Annotated in this window: 15 protein-coding genes; 7 read left to right on the top strand and 8 right to left on the bottom strand. The window is 36.0% G+C overall.

Annotated elements, in window-relative coordinates; all coding sequences use genetic code 11:
- The first annotated feature begins 132 nt into the window (after nt 1-132).
- Both AsFPU1_RS01210 and AsFPU1_RS01205 read left to right on the top strand, forming a co-directional pair.
- Entirely contained in the window at nt 133-432 is a 300-nt protein-coding gene (locus tag AsFPU1_RS01210) for a type II toxin-antitoxin system RelE/ParE family toxin (RefSeq protein ID WP_124969949.1), read from the top strand.
- Nucleotides 433-445: 13 nt separating this feature from the next.
- Nucleotides 446-1,528, top strand: coding sequence for a HigA family addiction module antitoxin (locus AsFPU1_RS01205; RefSeq protein ID WP_124969946.1), 1,083 nt, complete (start codon nt 446-448; stop codon nt 1,526-1,528).
- A 295-nt stretch (nt 1,529-1,823) separates the two neighbouring features.
- Here AsFPU1_RS01205 and AsFPU1_RS01200 read toward each other — a convergent pair whose 3' ends face one another.
- Both AsFPU1_RS01200 and rpe read right to left on the bottom strand, forming a co-directional pair.
- Nucleotides 1,824-2,366, bottom strand: a complete 543-nt coding sequence (locus tag AsFPU1_RS01200) for a hypothetical protein (RefSeq protein WP_124969942.1) — start codon at nt 2,364-2,366, stop codon at nt 1,824-1,826.
- Between the two features lie 140 nt (nt 2,367-2,506).
- Nucleotides 2,507-3,208: a ribulose-phosphate 3-epimerase gene (gene rpe, locus AsFPU1_RS01195; RefSeq protein WP_124969939.1), complete on the bottom strand. Its 702-nt coding sequence runs from the start codon at nt 3,206-3,208 to the stop codon at nt 2,507-2,509.
- 265 nt (nt 3,209-3,473) lie between these two features.
- On the opposite strand from rpe, the gene AsFPU1_RS01190 reads away from it, so the two are divergent.
- From AsFPU1_RS01190 to grxD, 3 genes are all read left to right on the top strand, one after another.
- On the top strand, nt 3,474-4,106 hold the full coding sequence (locus AsFPU1_RS01190) for a hypothetical protein (protein WP_124969936.1): 633 nt from the start codon (nt 3,474-3,476) through the stop codon (nt 4,104-4,106).
- 91 nt (nt 4,107-4,197) lie between these two features.
- Nucleotides 4,198-4,446 (top strand): BolA family protein, encoded by a 249-nt coding sequence (locus AsFPU1_RS01185; RefSeq protein ID WP_124969933.1) that lies wholly within the window; start codon nt 4,198-4,200, stop codon nt 4,444-4,446.
- 95 nt (nt 4,447-4,541) lie between these two features.
- Nucleotides 4,542-4,865: a Grx4 family monothiol glutaredoxin gene (gene grxD, locus AsFPU1_RS01180; protein WP_124969930.1), complete on the top strand. Its 324-nt coding sequence runs from the start codon at nt 4,542-4,544 to the stop codon at nt 4,863-4,865.
- A 125-nt stretch (nt 4,866-4,990) separates the two neighbouring features.
- Here the strand turns inward: grxD and AsFPU1_RS01175 are convergent, their stop codons facing one another.
- Nucleotides 4,991-5,239 (bottom strand): DUF6761 family protein, encoded by a 249-nt coding sequence (locus AsFPU1_RS01175; protein ID WP_124969927.1) that lies wholly within the window; start codon nt 5,237-5,239, stop codon nt 4,991-4,993.
- Between the two features lie 313 nt (nt 5,240-5,552).
- Between AsFPU1_RS01175 and AsFPU1_RS01170 the strand changes: the two genes are divergently transcribed.
- Nucleotides 5,553-6,338 carry a response regulator transcription factor gene (locus AsFPU1_RS01170; protein WP_124969924.1) on the top strand — a complete coding sequence of 262 codons (786 nt, stop codon included), beginning with the start codon at nt 5,553-5,555 and terminating at the stop codon, nt 6,336-6,338.
- On the opposite strand, the gene crtD is transcribed toward AsFPU1_RS01170, so the two are convergent.
- The 5 genes from crtD to AsFPU1_RS01145 all read right to left on the bottom strand — a co-directional run bounded on the left by crtD (nt 6,335) and on the right by AsFPU1_RS01145 (nt 14,348).
- Nucleotides 6,335-7,843 (bottom strand): C-3',4' desaturase CrtD, encoded by a 1,509-nt coding sequence (gene crtD / locus AsFPU1_RS01165; RefSeq protein ID WP_124969920.1) that lies wholly within the window; start codon nt 7,841-7,843, stop codon nt 6,335-6,337. The two genes, AsFPU1_RS01170 and crtD, sit on opposite strands and share 4 nt — an antisense overlap.
- 176 nt (nt 7,844-8,019) lie before the next feature.
- Nucleotides 8,020-8,280, bottom strand: coding sequence for a hypothetical protein (locus AsFPU1_RS01160; RefSeq protein ID WP_124969917.1), 261 nt, complete (start codon nt 8,278-8,280; stop codon nt 8,020-8,022).
- Nucleotides 8,281-8,529: 249 nt separating this feature from the next.
- Nucleotides 8,530-9,438 (bottom strand): DNA adenine methylase, encoded by a 909-nt coding sequence (locus AsFPU1_RS01155; RefSeq protein ID WP_172957394.1) that lies wholly within the window; start codon nt 9,436-9,438, stop codon nt 8,530-8,532.
- A gap of 7 nt (nt 9,439-9,445) precedes the next feature.
- Nucleotides 9,446-11,176 (bottom strand): CHASE2 domain-containing protein, encoded by a 1,731-nt coding sequence (locus AsFPU1_RS01150; protein WP_124969912.1) that lies wholly within the window; start codon nt 11,174-11,176, stop codon nt 9,446-9,448.
- A 163-nt stretch (nt 11,177-11,339) separates the two neighbouring features.
- On the bottom strand, nt 11,340-14,348 hold the full coding sequence (locus AsFPU1_RS01145) for a plasmid replication protein, CyRepA1 family (RefSeq protein WP_124969909.1): 3,009 nt from the start codon (nt 14,346-14,348) through the stop codon (nt 11,340-11,342).
- A gap of 189 nt (nt 14,349-14,537) precedes the next feature.
- Here AsFPU1_RS01145 and AsFPU1_RS01140 point away from each other — a divergent pair, with 189 nt between their 5' ends.
- Complete coding sequence (locus tag AsFPU1_RS01140; RefSeq protein ID WP_124970139.1) at nt 14,538-14,777, top strand: nucleotidyltransferase family protein; 240 nt, start codon at nt 14,538-14,540, stop codon at nt 14,775-14,777.
- Nucleotides 14,778-14,838: the final 61 nt, after the last annotated feature.

Below are 14,838 nucleotides of genomic sequence, written 5' to 3'. Positions count from 1 at the left end.
AGCGTTACTTGCCTTAACATAACACTAGCTTAAACCATTGATATGTATTATTATAAATTCAGCGATTCACCCTAAGTCTGAATTTAACTGTATTATAATGCAGAAAGACAAAACAGGACAGAAGGTAATGTCGTGAAATTTAGGTTTAAAAATAAAAAGATAGAGGCACTCTATACCGAAGAAAAAAATGCTCACAAATACCCTAATGTTATCGATGACTTCTTTGAAGTTATGGCAATTATTGATTCCGCAGAAAGTGAACGAGACTTATATGCTTTTAACGGACTAAGATTTGAAAAACTATCAGGAAAACGAGGTAAACAAGGACAACGTTCTTTACGTTTAAATGGTCAATGGCGTTTAATTGTGGTACTTGAGAAAGATGAGGAAGGAAACTATCTCCTTATTATTGATATAGAAGATTACCACTAATAGGAGGAAAAATATGACTAATAATTTAAAACCTGCGCGAGTTGTGGCCCCTGGACGTATTTTAAGTAGAGAATTAGACGCTCGTGGATGGACACAAAAAGACTTAGCAAAAATCATAAAACGTCCACCCCAAACTATTAATGAAATCATTCAAGGAACCAAACAAATTACCCCAGAAACAGCTATAGAATTATCTCAAGCATTAGGAACATCTCCTACTTTTTGGACAAATTTAGAAGCTAATTATCGCCTTTTTTTAGCAAACAAGCAGAAAGACGACTCTGATATTGAGCGTCGGAGTCGTTTGTATACCGTTGCTCCTGTTGCTGAATTAATTAAACGTCAATGGATTAAACCGACTGAATTTTTAGATGAATTAGAAAAAAATATATGTGATTTTTTAGGAATTAATTCTCCTTTAGAAAGTCCCAAATTAGCAGTTAATTTTCGTCATAATGACCAATTAGACCCAGAAAAATCATCCCTAATTTCTTGGATGAAGCGAGTTGAATATTTAGCCAAAAAACGAAAAATTGAAAAGTTTAAACTTGAACAACTCAAAACGGCTATTCCTAATATTCTTGCTTATTCAGAAAAAGAAGAACAAATTATTAACCTTCCAAAATTATTCAAGGATTTAGGAATTCATTTTATTATGGTTCCCCATCTCAATAAAACTTATCTGGATGGTGCCATGTTTTATCTTGAGAAAAATCCAGTAATTGCCTTAACTTTAAGATATAACCGAATTGATTATTTTTGGTTTACTTTAATGCACGAAATTGGTCATATTTTTGCCGGACATCAAGGATTATATCTAGACAATATGGATCAGTTAGAGGATAATGAGCAAGAATCCGAAGCGAATCAATTAGCAAGAGATTGGTTAATTCATCCTGATGCTTTAGAAGGGTTTATTCAGCAGAAAAAAGGAAAATTTTCTAGTCAGGATATTTCTGATTTTGCGAACATTCATAAAAGACATCCTGGCATCATTTTAGGTCGTCTTCACTATGATAAGTTAGTGCCTTACCAAAATTTACGTAAATATTTAGTAAGAGTTAATTCTTATTTAACTGAGTATGTTGATCGTTAAATTTCAAGGTAACATTTATGAGTCTTCATCGGTTCCAGCCCTGACTTTAAGTTATGATTCCATAATCTTATTAGACAAAGTATAACTAATGTTACCATTTATTTTTATAAAATGTAATTTAAGTTACAGAATTTTTCAATTCCAGTAGTGCGATTCTAAATTATTGAACACTATGTATGGTGTCTATTCCCATATATAGTCTCAAAGGCTAAAGCCTTATCCTATAGAAACAAAGTCCACCTTCGTGGACTAAATTATAGGTGTAGAATTCAATTTCCTAATCTTTTGTACAATTTTATTGATTTAATGCTGTTAAAATAGTCCAACTATCAACGAATAATAACAATAAGGTCAACCCTAACAAAATAAAATACATCCAAGGTTGAGACAGGGGACGAATATCCGTAGTATCAATCCCAGTTTTTTCAGTGACAATATTAACTAAACGGGCAAATCCAGCCACTCGCATCGGTAATAAATAAGCTTGCTCTGTCTTATCTGAAATAAAATAGTAAACCAGTCCGCCTTGTCCTGTGGTGCGGAGTTTTAAGTCTTTAATTTCTGTCCAAGAAAGTTCCCATCTCTGACGAAAAAAAGAGGGAAACCATTGAGGATAAGTCACCTTGATATTGTCCTCATCAACTATTACTTTTTCGCTTAATGCCCCCCATAAAACCAAGAAACCTAAGATAATAGCTCCCCAAAAGATAGAGGTAGAAATAGATGTTTGTGTTACTTGGGCCAGAAAAGGAAGGGGAATGGTTAACGCTAAATATAAGCTGACTAAAGTAATACGAATTAGGGGAGAAATCCGAAAAATAGAGGGGGTTAAAGACATGGATTTTCAATTCTTAACACTTTAACAACTTTATTGCCACATTTTATACAAATTACCGACTTAGCTGGATAACTGATAACTGTTAACTGTTAACTGATAACTGTTAAAAGGCGATCGTAGTGATCGCCTTTATTGTTAGATTAAACAGTTGCCAACTGAGGTTGAGGACGCTTACTATTGCGAATACCTTCAACAGCTTCAGCATAATCAGAAGCGTTAAAAACAGCCGAACCCGCGACAATGGCATTAGCACCAGCTTCTAGCACTTGCCAAGTATTACCAACTTTTAAGCCACCATCCACTTCGATCCAAGGATCTAGTCCACGTTCATCACACATTTGACGTAATTGACGAATTTTAGGAACCACTTCAGGAATAAAGCTTTGACCCCCAAACCCAGGGTTAACACTCATAATTAACACTAAATCGCAAAGTTCTAGAACATACTCAATCAATGCTAGAGGAGTGGAAGGATTAAGTACAACCCCTGCTTTTTTGCCCAATTCCCGAATTTGACCTAAAGTCCGGTGTAAATGGGGAGAAGCGTTATGTTCTGCGTGAACCGAAATAATATCAGCACCCGCGTTAGCAAAGTCAGCCACATATTTTTCAGGTTCCACAATCATTAGATGAACATCTAAAGGCTTTTTGGTGTAGGGACGAATAGCCTTAACAATTAAGGGCCCAATGGTAATATTAGGAACAAAACGACCGTCCATGACATCTACATGAATCCAGTCGGCACCGGCTTTGTCCACGGCTTGAATTTCTGCTCCTAAGCGGCTAAAATCAGCAGATAGGATCGAGGGGGCGATAACAATTGGTTTGATGGATTGGCTCATAGCTTAGGTTGTTCTCCGGCAGATTGCTTGTGGTAACAATATTAACAAAATCTTTAGACAATTTCTTAATTAAATATATAGAGTAGATTATTCCCGTCAATCAACCTAGTTTGCGTGAGTCAGGAACTTCAGACAAATCGTTAAAGACAAATGTTAAGATACCGCAAGGAGTCTAGTTTAAGTGGACTCGTTGAACCAAGAATCCCCGCCGTTAAAAAAGCGAGGGAGTTTCAACTGATTACGTTTAGATTTATCGAATGATCTTATGTTAAAATCCCTGGCTCATGGCCTAAGTTTGAATACTCTGATAGCTCTGTGTTTTGTCGGTAGTATCGCTCAACCGATGATACTACAAGCTCAAACTCCTCCCAAGGGTTCGGGAACCACTCAACCGGCACAACCCGCGCCAGCAGACCCAGAACAAATCGATGATCCTTCTGATCCTAATAATCTTCGTCCCCTGACTCAAGCAGATAGTTTACTAAGTTTACAGGGAGGAGAAAAATTAATGGGTGAGGCAACGGAAGCAATTAATAAGGAAAATTATGGTTTAGCGGCCACTAAACTCCAACAAGCCCGTAAGATCTTTAATCAATTATCTAATTTTCATCTGCAATTAGCCAATAGTTTCTCAGGTATTGATACAAAAATTTATGATACGCAACGGACTAATGCCTTAAAAACTGGTCAGATGAGAGATTCAGCGACCTATCAGTTAGCCCTGGTTCATCGAGCGCAAAATCAGCCCGAATTAGCCGTCCCTTTACTAATTCAAGTGATTCGTTCTCAGAACCCGACTACGGATTTAGGCAAAAAATCTTATCAACAATTATACGAATTAGGCTTTGTGGATGTACCTCTTTCGGGTTCTTCAACTGCTACAACACCAAGTCCATAAGAAACTAATCTGTCTGATGTAGCTTAACTGTCTTAATTTGCGTGACAATAATCGTAATATTGAGTTGGTAGTAATCGTTAAGGAAAATACAATGATCGGACTCGGCCAAGTTGAAGCAATGATTAAAGAGAAACTACCTGATGCTCAAGTCATGGTAAAAGATCTAAAAGGTGGTGATCACCTAGAGGCAATCGTTGTCTCAGCCACATTTGAAGGGCAAAGCTTGGTGAAACAGCATCAGCTTGTGTATAGTGCCGTTAAAGAAGCTATGGACACACAAATCATTCATGCTCTGGCTTTAAAAACTTATACTCCCCAAGACTGGGAAGCGGCCCAATAAATGGCCTGAGTTACAATAGATTAGGATAGGTACGTCAGCCCTGCGCCTGCGGCCATCATTTTTCAATTGCTTGGTAGACTTTTTTCGGAGTATCTATGACACCACAACTTAAAGAACGCCTTGATGAGCTTGTTAAAGAACACAAAATCCTTGTGTTTATGAAAGGCAATAGATTGATGCCTCAATGTGGATTTTCTAACACTGTTGTCCAAATTCTCAGTACCTTGGGTGTTCCCTTTGAAACCGTTGACGTTTTAGCTGATTATGAAATTCGTGAAGGGATCAAAGAATACTCAAGCTGGCCCACTATTCCTCAAGTATATATCAACGGGGAATTTGTCGGCGGTTCCGATATTATGGTTGAACTGTATCAAAAAGGTGAATTACAGCAACAAGTTACATTAACTTTAGCCTCCTAATACTAATTTCCTCAAGTAGGGGTCAACGGCCGTTGACCCCTACGAGAATCTATAGTCCAAGTTGATGAAAATGGTATCCCCAACTTTCTACATAACATTTTAAGAACTTCTGAACTTTTCAAGTGTTAATAATAATCAGGTTCAGTTTGTAATCGGGTCATTTCAAAGTTAGACGGATCACGAAAAAACCGCCAAACTTCTTCTTCTAATCTATTTATTAGATAAATTTCTAGTGTACTCGTATGACGCAGACAAGCGAGATATCCATCCATATAAGATTGGATTTCATCAAAGCGACGACCCCGATTCCATAAATCAACCATTCCATCGGTAAGCTTTTGATAATAACGAATTGCCTGAGAATCTTGAAGCATAATCCTAATTAGTGCGTTTAAAAGGGGATAATACTATTAATGGTTTAATGCTAATCAATCCCTTAAAAGAAAGCAAGGAATTCTGCCGAAAATTTAGACATTAACAAGGTTAATTCACTCCTAACCCTATTTTACCCCGTTGTTGACTTAAAATCTTGATCACTTAACAGGAGAAATTTCCATCAGCAATATAATAGACAAAATTTAAGCTTTTCTTCGGAATTAGTGATAACCTAGAGTAACAGATGTTACAAATTCTTGACATTGCGTTTGTTAGGCTAATGGGTGTTATTTTAGAAGGAATACAACTAAGGTGAGTTTGATTTATATTGCCATTGTTGAGGGAAATCCTCACCTGAGATCCTTATTAGGTTGGCATTTACAGCAAGCTGGTTATATGGCTCAACAATGTGCTAATATTCAGCAAGCTCGAAATTCCTTTGCCCATCGCCAGCCAGCCTTAGTTATTTTAGACTCTGATCTTCCTGACGGAGATGGGATAGAATTGTGCCAATGGCTTCATCAACAAAGGCAGTCCCTAGTCTTAATTTTATCAGCCCGTAACGGTGAAAAAGATATTGTCAGAGGGCTAAATGCTGGAGCGGATGATTATCTGAGCAAACCTTTTGGGATGCAAGAGTTTATGGCCCGGGTTGAAGCCCTTATTAGACGCTTGCGAGTGGCTTCTGCCCCTATGTATCTTGACTATGGAGATCTAAAAATCGATTTAGTCCAACGTCGGGTACAATTTCGTGGGGATTTCGTCGATCTTACTCCTCAAGAATTTAGTTTATTATACGTTCTAGCTCAAGCGGAAGGCAACCCCTTAAGTCGTTCGGAGTTACTACAACGGGCCTGGCCCGAGGCTATTGATAATCCACGGACTATCGATACTCACGTTCTGTCACTGCGCAAAAAAATCGAAACTGATCCCCGTCAACCGAGTCTGATTCAAACGGTGCGTAATGTGGGTTATCGTTTTAATACGGAGGGATTACAAGATCCTTCTGCTTCTCCTGCGGCTCCTCCTATTGGCCACCAAATGATGAGGAATAGTCAACTAAGTGATAATCATCATCGTCTATCGACTACTCATTAGTTTAGCTCAATTTGTCTCACAACTGTTAAGGCCGAATAACTAACCCCTGCTGTTCCTTCCCCTGGATGAGTAGAGTCTCCCACTAACCACAGATGGTTAATGGGGGTTCGGGTGGCTATTCCAAATGGGCCAAAGGTAGACACTCTTTGACCAATACCTCCCACAACTCCTTTATCTCTGGCTGTAAAATGAGCAAAGGTGCGGGGTGTGGCGGCTTCTTGATGAATAATGGTGTCGGCCGTCAGATGAAAATATTGGCTTAAACGGGTGATCGCTTCTTGTGTATACTGAGTTTTCAATTCTTGATACCTTTCGGGGGTAATTTGCCACCAAATTTGCGCCTCAGTGAAAGATGAGGCAATAATGGTAGCTTTTCCCTTCGGGGCCCGTCCATCCTCTGGTTTACTGACGGATACAAATAAGGAGTTGTTTTCTCCTATGGGGCCGTCATAATCGTATAAGAATTGTAAATGGGGGGGACATCCTTGGGGTATAGCTTGACGATCAACCCCTAAATAGACTACAAATGCTCCTGATGCTTCGGGTAATTTATGGATACGTCGTTGATACAGTTTCCATAAGGGAGAAGGTGACAGGGGCGTATCCAGCATTTGTATTAAGTTCTGCACCGGGACATTAGCCACAATATGATCGGCAGTTTCTGTAAAGGTTTCTCCAGTTTTCTGATGACGAATAGTGACCCTTTTAGCCTGATTTTTGTCCGTGTGAATAGTTTCAACCTTATGGCCTGTTAATAGTTGTCCTCCATGCTTTTCTAACCCTTCGACTAAGCGATCGCTTAAGACCTGCATACTGTCTTGCAAATGATACAATCCTTGAGGCTGTTGGGATACAGCTAAAGCAGTCGCGGCATACAAAAGAGCAGTTTCGTCTGCATTTACCTGAGAATAAAGCTTAAGCTGTACATCTAAAAAGGTTTTGAGACGTTTATCTTCTGACAACCCATACAACCGTAAAGCATCCCCTACGGTCATTAAAGCAAAGGGAACGGTGATTAACGTATCTAAGCGCATAGCGGAGACTAACTGCCAAAGATCCCAAAGATTTCGCGGGGGTAATACGGGATCTCGTCCTTGAAAATTCCAACTAGCTTGGAATAATTTGCTTAATAATTGCCAAAAAGCTTCACTTCCTGGAAATTGTCTTTGTCTTTCTGCTTGCCACTTCTGGGGATCTCGCCAAACGTTAATGGGTTCGGTTTCTCCGGGTAAGAAAACAGCACAAGCGGGGTCACAGGGAGTGGCTAGGGGTAATTCTACCTCTAATTCGGCAAAAATGCGCTGATGAATGCCTCCAGGTTCTAATCCTGCCACCTGAGTTGCTCCTACATCAAAGGTAAACCCTCGACGTTTAAAGGTGGAAGCGCATCCCCCAGGGACAAAGGCTTGCTCATAAATGGTCAGTTGGTATCCTCGACGGGCTAATAAGGCTCCAGTCGTTAATCCACCGATTCCCGCTCCTATAACAATAACCCGTTTTGACATCCTTGCTTCTTTACATTATTTAATATTTCCTCTCCTTATTGTAATATTTTTTAATAATCTAGGGGTCAAGGGCCGTTGACCCCTACTGATGACGGTTGTGTCTTTAATTTTTAGATACGAGCAGGTTTTTAGACAAAATTCTTTAATTTTAACCAATAACTTGAGATACTTATTAGCTAACTGCTTTGGTTGACTTCTTCTTGTAACCAAGGATCAACGGGTTCTCCATCTCGACGACGTAATTCAATAGTAACTAAAGTGGTTAAACTACTATTTGCAGGTGCAGGTTGGGGATGAAAAAGGATTTCATAAGCGTTGGGATCTTCTTTTTGTTCTCGTAACCAATCTTGTACTTTTATAGCACAAAAAAAGGATTGTCCTTGCTCAAACATCCGAGATATTTGCATCTGTAAAGTATGGGGTTCTAATCTAGCCATAGATTTGATTAAATTTTAAAATCATCTTTTTTCATTATAAATGATCACGCCACGATAAATCTAGTAGGTTGGGTTGAGGAACGAAACCCAACAAACCTTAATCTTAATATACAAAATTAGATGTGTGAGGCTCATAAAATAGGGGTGGATTTATCTATTTGTGAATATCATAAAATAGAGGCTCATAAAATAGGGGCGGGTTTATTTAATTTTTTTGTGAGTATCATAAATCTTCTCAAAAACCCGCCCCTACAAAATACTAAAATCTAATGATAATTGTTGCATTTCTATGTTTTTAGAAATTATTTGAGGTTTTAGAGCATAATTTCTGATAAAAATTTCCTTGCCTTTTGCGGCTTTACCCTGTTTATAATTATTCATGCCATATTGTAATTCCCAGTCAATTAGATTAAAATCTGCAAAATTAGCTCTAATTGATTCTGAATTATCATAGGTAATTAACCATTGATGGGGACAAAGACTCATAATTTCTGCAAATCTTTGATGCTCAAAAGATGTATGTAAGTGTCCGTCTTTGCCATATAGTTTAGATTTGGTAGCAGCATAATAAGGGGGATCTAAAAAAATAAATACCTCATTTCCTGCCGCGTTTACTAACTCACTATAATCTAAATTAGTAATTTTAACTCCTTGGAGAATTTGGTCTAAAATTTCTAGACGATCAATAGAAGAATCTGTAAATCTTTGAGTAAATGCACCTTGAGAAAATCCCCCTGATTCAACAGTTCCCGAAAAAGTAATTCTATTTAAAATAAAAAATCTAACGGCACGTTCAAATTCTGATAATTCTGCTACATTAACAGAGGTTAATTCATTAAATAATTGTTTCCCATCTGTACAATTTAATTTGATTTTATGCAAAACGCTTACTAATTCTTTAAGATCAGATTGAGCGATTTTCCAAAAATAATACACCTCTGGGTTTAAATCATTGATCCAAATTTTAATATCAGGATAAATTTGTTTAAGATAAATAAACACTGAACCCCCACCAACAAAGGGTTCTCGATACTCTAAAAAATGATGAGGAAGCTGTTCAATAATTTGAGGTATTGCTCTTGATTTTCCACCAGGATAACGGAGAGGACTTTTAATTAAAGTGTTACTTGTTGATGGCTTAGATTCTAAATTTTTCATATTATCATCATGATACATTAGCCATATAATCATAAACAACAACACGATTGCGGCCTTTTCTTTTAGCTTCATATAAAGCTTGATCTGCTCTGAGAATTAAGTCATCATAAAACTTATCTTTAGGTAATTTTAGACTAGCAATACCACAACTAATTGTCACATGATTAGCTGTTAAAGAAGTTTCGTGAGCAATATTAAGAGCTTTGACCTTTGCTAACATTCTTTGAGCAATTTGTATAGCTTGTTCTGTATCAGTATTCGGCAAAACTACCACAAATTCTTCCCCTCCATAACGAGCAACAAAATCTGTCCTACGAACTCCTTTATTAATCGCTTGAGCTACTTTTTGTAAACAATTATCTCCTTCTTGATGTCCATAGGTATCATTATACCGTTTGAAGTGATCAACATCACACAAAATAATCGATAAATTCCTGCGATGAAACAGAGTTAATTTCCAAGTTGTTTGCAAGAATTGATTAAAGTAAAAACGGTTAGGAATTTGAGTTAAACTATCAATAGTTGCTAGATATTTCCATTGATAAATAATGACAATAATTGAAGCACCTGCTATTCCCAATAAAGGAGAAATAGTAGGAATCCACCAACCTAATAAAAATAATAGATAGTTACTTACTATTAAAGACATACCTATAATTAAATTAAGAATAGCGATCGCGCCCCATTTTAAAATTGAACTATAATTCAAGAAATCTTGACGGATTAAGTGTTTAATCGTTATAGCAGCGATCAAAGACCAAAGAACTAGCCATAACCACTCTAAAAAGTCGGAAAAAACTCTTAATAAAGGACGATTATCTAAGGCCGCACTTAAAATTTGACTAACAGAATTTGCTTGAATAATTACCCCTGATGTCGGTTGAGAACTACTATAAGGAGTAAACAAAGATTTATTAATACTTTCTGCTGTTACACCGATTAAAACAACGCGATCGCGCCATAAATTGTCAGGAATTTTATTGTTTAAAACATCTAAAATCGACACCTGATCAAAAGAGTTTTCTATTCCTCTAAAATTCAATAAAATTTGATACCCGGCATTATCAATTCCAATATAACTTCCAGCATCCTTAGAAAGCGGTGTTAACCGTGCTTTTCCGATTATTATATCTTGAGAATATTCTCCTGTTAATTGAGGGGTTATTTCTTCTTTTTCTAGATACTTTAACGATAGAAGCATCGGAAAACTAAGTTTATTTAAGTTTTTTTGAACTGTCATGGTTACTAAGTCTCTACGAATCGTTCCATCTTCATCCAAAACCATATCAACAAAGCCTACTTGTTGGTTTTCAGAGAGAATGGGAGGGCCTGAAATTGGCTGACCAATAAGTTTTTCAATACCAATTAAATTAGGGGTTGATTTAAACAGAGAAATTAGCTTTTGATAACCAGGTTCTATAGGAAAATCTCGAAAAATATTTAACCCAATGACTCTAGGTTCATGCTTTTTAATGTTATTAATTAATTTGACTAACTTCTCATCAGATAAGGGCCATTGTTTTAATTTAATAATATCTGATTCACTAACTGTAACAATAACAATTCTAGGATCGACGTTTTCTGGAAAACGCCAACGAAAAAAATTATCAAATGTTAAAAATTCTAACGGTTGCAATAAACCTGTTAAGCTAGTCAAAATGATTAATGTAGCTACTATTGGTGCAATTAGTAGCACTTTACGCCATCGATGAATTGTTTGGGTAAGGGTAGTTATCATTGCTAGTCTAGCTTAAAGATGATAGGCTTTATGTCTTAATTATACTGTAATACAAGTTGGCTAAATTGATCACTTAATATATTCTCTAAATATTTAGTGTTTTAGTAAGGTTAATTCATCAATTGACCCTACGGAGAGTTTCGGTGCGTAAGTTCTTTAAAATCTATAAATCAAGACTCAATTGAATGTAATTTTTTGAATGATTTTGTTCTTCAGCATTAAGCTTTAATGGTGACAAATTATATTCAGCATACCAAGGTTCAGAACTTCCTGGACTACAATTATCTCTTAATAACCATTGTTTGAATACTTCTTCTCGTCCATCTTTCGGAATAACGACTTGATACAATCTCACTCGCTTTTTAGCAATAGTTTTCAATCCAAGACAAGTTAAACCATAACCAATTTTATCTAATAATCTTCGGATAATCGTAATAGGACTAGAATTTTTAGCAATGCCAATTCCCATTAATGTTTTAATCTCATGTCGGTTATTAATTGCTAGATTTGCCATCTTAATTAAATCATCATCAGTGGGATTTAATTGGCGTTGAGGATACATCATTAAAATAGGAATTCCTAAGACTTCTAATGTGCCAATTATAGCTCCTAATTGACAATGATTAAAGTCGGGTAAAAATAGACTTCCTTGTCCCATTTCAATTAATTTATGTGCTACCATTGCATCTCTATCTGCTAAATAAGAACGCCCGATTGTCAGAAAATAGTTTAGTCTTAGTTTTTGATACCAACCTTGATTATCTAAGGCGACTAATTCAGGTGTAATAGGAATACCATAACGTTGTTTTAGATCATATCTTTTAATCGCATGACGTTCTTTTTTTGTTTTAATTAATCGTTTCTTTAATTTATTATATTGTTGCTCATTTAAGTTTCTTGAATGGGCGATCGCTTGACATTCGGCTTCATAATTTTCTTGTCTAACAATATCAATTGTTTCTATTAGATTAGGAGGGAAGTGATTTTTTTTTGTTTGATCTGGTTTTTGATAACTTAGTTTAAGAGAATGATTCGCCCCATGAAGCAGTGCTAAAATAGCTTCTCGATAATTCATCATAGAAGCATTTACTCTCACAGACATTTTAGCCCAACATAATAAAGATTCTGCTTGAAATCCCGTGTCTAAATCGTCTAATGCTTCTAAATCAGATTGTTGTAATAGTCTAATATTTAATTGAGTTAATTTATGACCAGATGTAAGTAATCCAGGAATAGAAGTTGATCCATTTCCTACTTGATTAAATCCATAAGGGGCTATCCAAATATAACGGGGAATATTCTCTCTAACTCTCCCTAAAGATTGACAGACAGATGTAGCAGTTTGTACCCCTTGTGCTAAACACCAAACTGAAGTAAAATGCCGTTTAATATCAATACTTATTCCAGTTTCAATTGCGGGACTAACAAGCACAATATCATAGTTACCTAAAATTTCATTAAGATGGGTAATACATTGATAAGCTGCATGGTTAGGATCAGTTAATGATTCCGAATCAATTCGTAAAATGTTAGCATCAGGAAATTGCTTTTTTAAGTAAGATTCTAAGGTTTGAGTTCCCCATTTACTGGTTATTTTTTGAGCAGATAAACAAACAAACGGTTTCCCTCCTTGACGAATATAGCCTACTAAATCTTTAACTATATTGTTAGGGGTACTTTCTGTATATTGATAAACTTCCCAAGTATCTCTATTACTAGGTTTCCAAGCATTTTTTATAATAAAAGGTTTAACATTAATACCGGATAAAGTAATTAAGTAATCGAGAGAAACATCGCTTAAGTGTGCATCAGCAATAAAAAGTTTTCCTCCTCCCCCTAAAATATTTTGTATTAGAGTTTTAAAACATTTGAGAATAGGGACTCTATTCTGTTTACAAGTATCTGAATTTAAACCATGCCAAAGAACCTGTTCTACTTCATCTATAATAACAAGTGCTTCTCTCCAATCTTCAAGATTAAAGTTAGCAGAAGAATTCTCATGAAGGGAATCAATACATAATCCATAGCCTAAACATTCATTTCGAGAATTATCTTTAATTTCCGTAATATAAGGAAGTCCAAAACGCTGACAAAGTTGTTCAACTAATTTGATACGATGTCCAATGACTAAAACTTTTTGTTTGCGGGCGATCGCTTCTTTAACAATATTCTCTAAAACTTGAGTTTTTCCGCTTCCAATGGGGGATTTAATACCAATTAATTTAGCATTATTCGGAATGATAAAAGGTTCAAGATAACGAGAATTTACCTCAATGTCTGAAGCATACGTTAATTGGGTTAATTCTTGAGCTTTCCATGTCTCTAAGGGTAAAGCTTTCTGATAAGCTTCATCAAACTTTTTTTGTCCTTCATTGGCAATAAAATCATCAACCCCTTTTCCCCATTCAAATCGCCAAGTAATGACCTTAACTTGACAGCTTTTTTGAGTGAATAAATACCCCAGTTGTCTAATAGCAGCATTAACAGATTTAATCGTATTCGGTTTACTATCTTGATCAAAAGTAATATAAATTTGTCTACCCGAAATTGCTAGTTTTTCTAATTGAGGAATCAGATGAGATTTGCCGATACGATTTCCTGATTCATCTCTAGGAGTACGATAGCCATTATTAATACCAGGAAGGGCGATCGCTACATATCCTGCACTTAATAATGCGCCTGCTTTTTTGGCCCCTTCTGTAATACAAATAGGGATAGAAGGATGAGCTATTACCCATTGCCAAAAGCCTAAATCTGGTTGTTGATTATCTATGGTTTCTGTGGTAAAATCAATCTGGTAACGATGAGCTAACATTTGCCATAAATGTAAGGGAACTTTTAAAGCAAAAATACCTGTAGGAGTTTGAGGAGGATGTTCATATTTAATAACTTTATTCTGTTGCTGAGTGAAGCGAGGACAATTAGGTTTAAAACATCCCCATAAGTCATTTTCTCCTGTTAATAAATCAATCCCTGAACACCACCAACCACCCTGTTCTGTGTGTTCATAACGTTGTAAAATAGAATGAGTGACTCTCCCATCATTTCGTCTAGGAAGTGAATCAGAATAGAGCAAATATTCGCAAGGAGAATTACCTTTTAAAGGAGTAACGTTAAGGTTGATCAGTTGTTTATCAACACCACTATTTTGCCATTCTTGTTGATAGTTCATTAATACTTTCTCCTAAAAAGTGACTGCCGACAAACTCTATATGTAGCGTTTGGATATTTAAGTTTAATGGAAAGACACTAAATAGAGAAGGTACAAAAAAACTATTTTGTTGATTTTATTCCTAAAAGTAGGGAATGCAGATATTATTCAACTATGAAAACCAAAAATATAGAGATTCAAATTGATTAAATTACTGATTTTTGTAATCGTTGGAACATTCTTGAATTTGCATTATTTGGTTCTGTACTGAGAGATAATTTTCGACCGGATAGTGATATTGATTGTTTGATCATAACTTCTCAAAATTTTTATTGGACAATAGATAATTTATTATTAATGGAGGAAGAATTAGAGAAAAAGTACTATTTGAACCAAAATAAAGGAGAAAAATTCTTAAACTGGGAAATGATATCAGTTAATATTACTTAATTTGATTAATTCCATTAACAAATTGAGTATACTTGAAAGAATAACACTTATCCGAACAATA

It is taken from the genome of Aphanothece sacrum FPU1 (genome assembly GCF_003864295.1).
In the GTDB taxonomy this organism is placed as follows: Bacteria; Cyanobacteriota; Cyanobacteriia; order Cyanobacteriales; family Microcystaceae; genus Aphanothece_B; species Aphanothece_B sacrum.
This window is presented reverse-complemented; position numbering and strand designations above follow the sequence as displayed.

Excerpts from the sequence above, each read along its gene's own strand:
- AsFPU1_RS01205 (WP_124969946.1), top strand. The coding sequence starts at position 446 with ATGACTAATAATTTAAAACCTGCGCGAGTTGTGGCCCCTGGACGTATT.
- AsFPU1_RS01200 (WP_124969942.1), bottom strand. The coding sequence starts at position 2,366 with ATGTCTTTAACCCCCTCTATTTTTCGGATTTCTCCCCTAATTCGTATT.
- rpe (WP_124969939.1), bottom strand. The coding sequence starts at position 3,208 with ATGAGCCAATCCATCAAACCAATTGTTATCGCCCCCTCGATCCTATCT.
- AsFPU1_RS01190 (WP_124969936.1), top strand. The coding sequence starts at position 3,474 with ATGTTAAAATCCCTGGCTCATGGCCTAAGTTTGAATACTCTGATAGCT.
- AsFPU1_RS01185 (WP_124969933.1), top strand. The coding sequence starts at position 4,198 with ATGATCGGACTCGGCCAAGTTGAAGCAATGATTAAAGAGAAACTACCT.
- grxD (WP_124969930.1), top strand. The coding sequence starts at position 4,542 with ATGACACCACAACTTAAAGAACGCCTTGATGAGCTTGTTAAAGAACAC.
- AsFPU1_RS01175 (WP_124969927.1), bottom strand. The coding sequence starts at position 5,239 with ATGCTTCAAGATTCTCAGGCAATTCGTTATTATCAAAAGCTTACCGAT.
- crtD (WP_124969920.1), bottom strand. The coding sequence starts at position 7,843 with ATGTCAAAACGGGTTATTGTTATAGGAGCGGGAATCGGTGGATTAACG.
- AsFPU1_RS01160 (WP_124969917.1), bottom strand. The coding sequence starts at position 8,280 with ATGGCTAGATTAGAACCCCATACTTTACAGATGCAAATATCTCGGATG.
- AsFPU1_RS01155 (WP_172957394.1), bottom strand. The coding sequence starts at position 9,438 with ATGAAAAATTTAGAATCTAAGCCATCAACAAGTAACACTTTAATTAAA.
- AsFPU1_RS01150 (WP_124969912.1), bottom strand. The coding sequence starts at position 11,176 with ATGATAACTACCCTTACCCAAACAATTCATCGATGGCGTAAAGTGCTA.
- AsFPU1_RS01145 (WP_124969909.1), bottom strand. The coding sequence starts at position 14,348 with ATGAACTATCAACAAGAATGGCAAAATAGTGGTGTTGATAAACAACTG.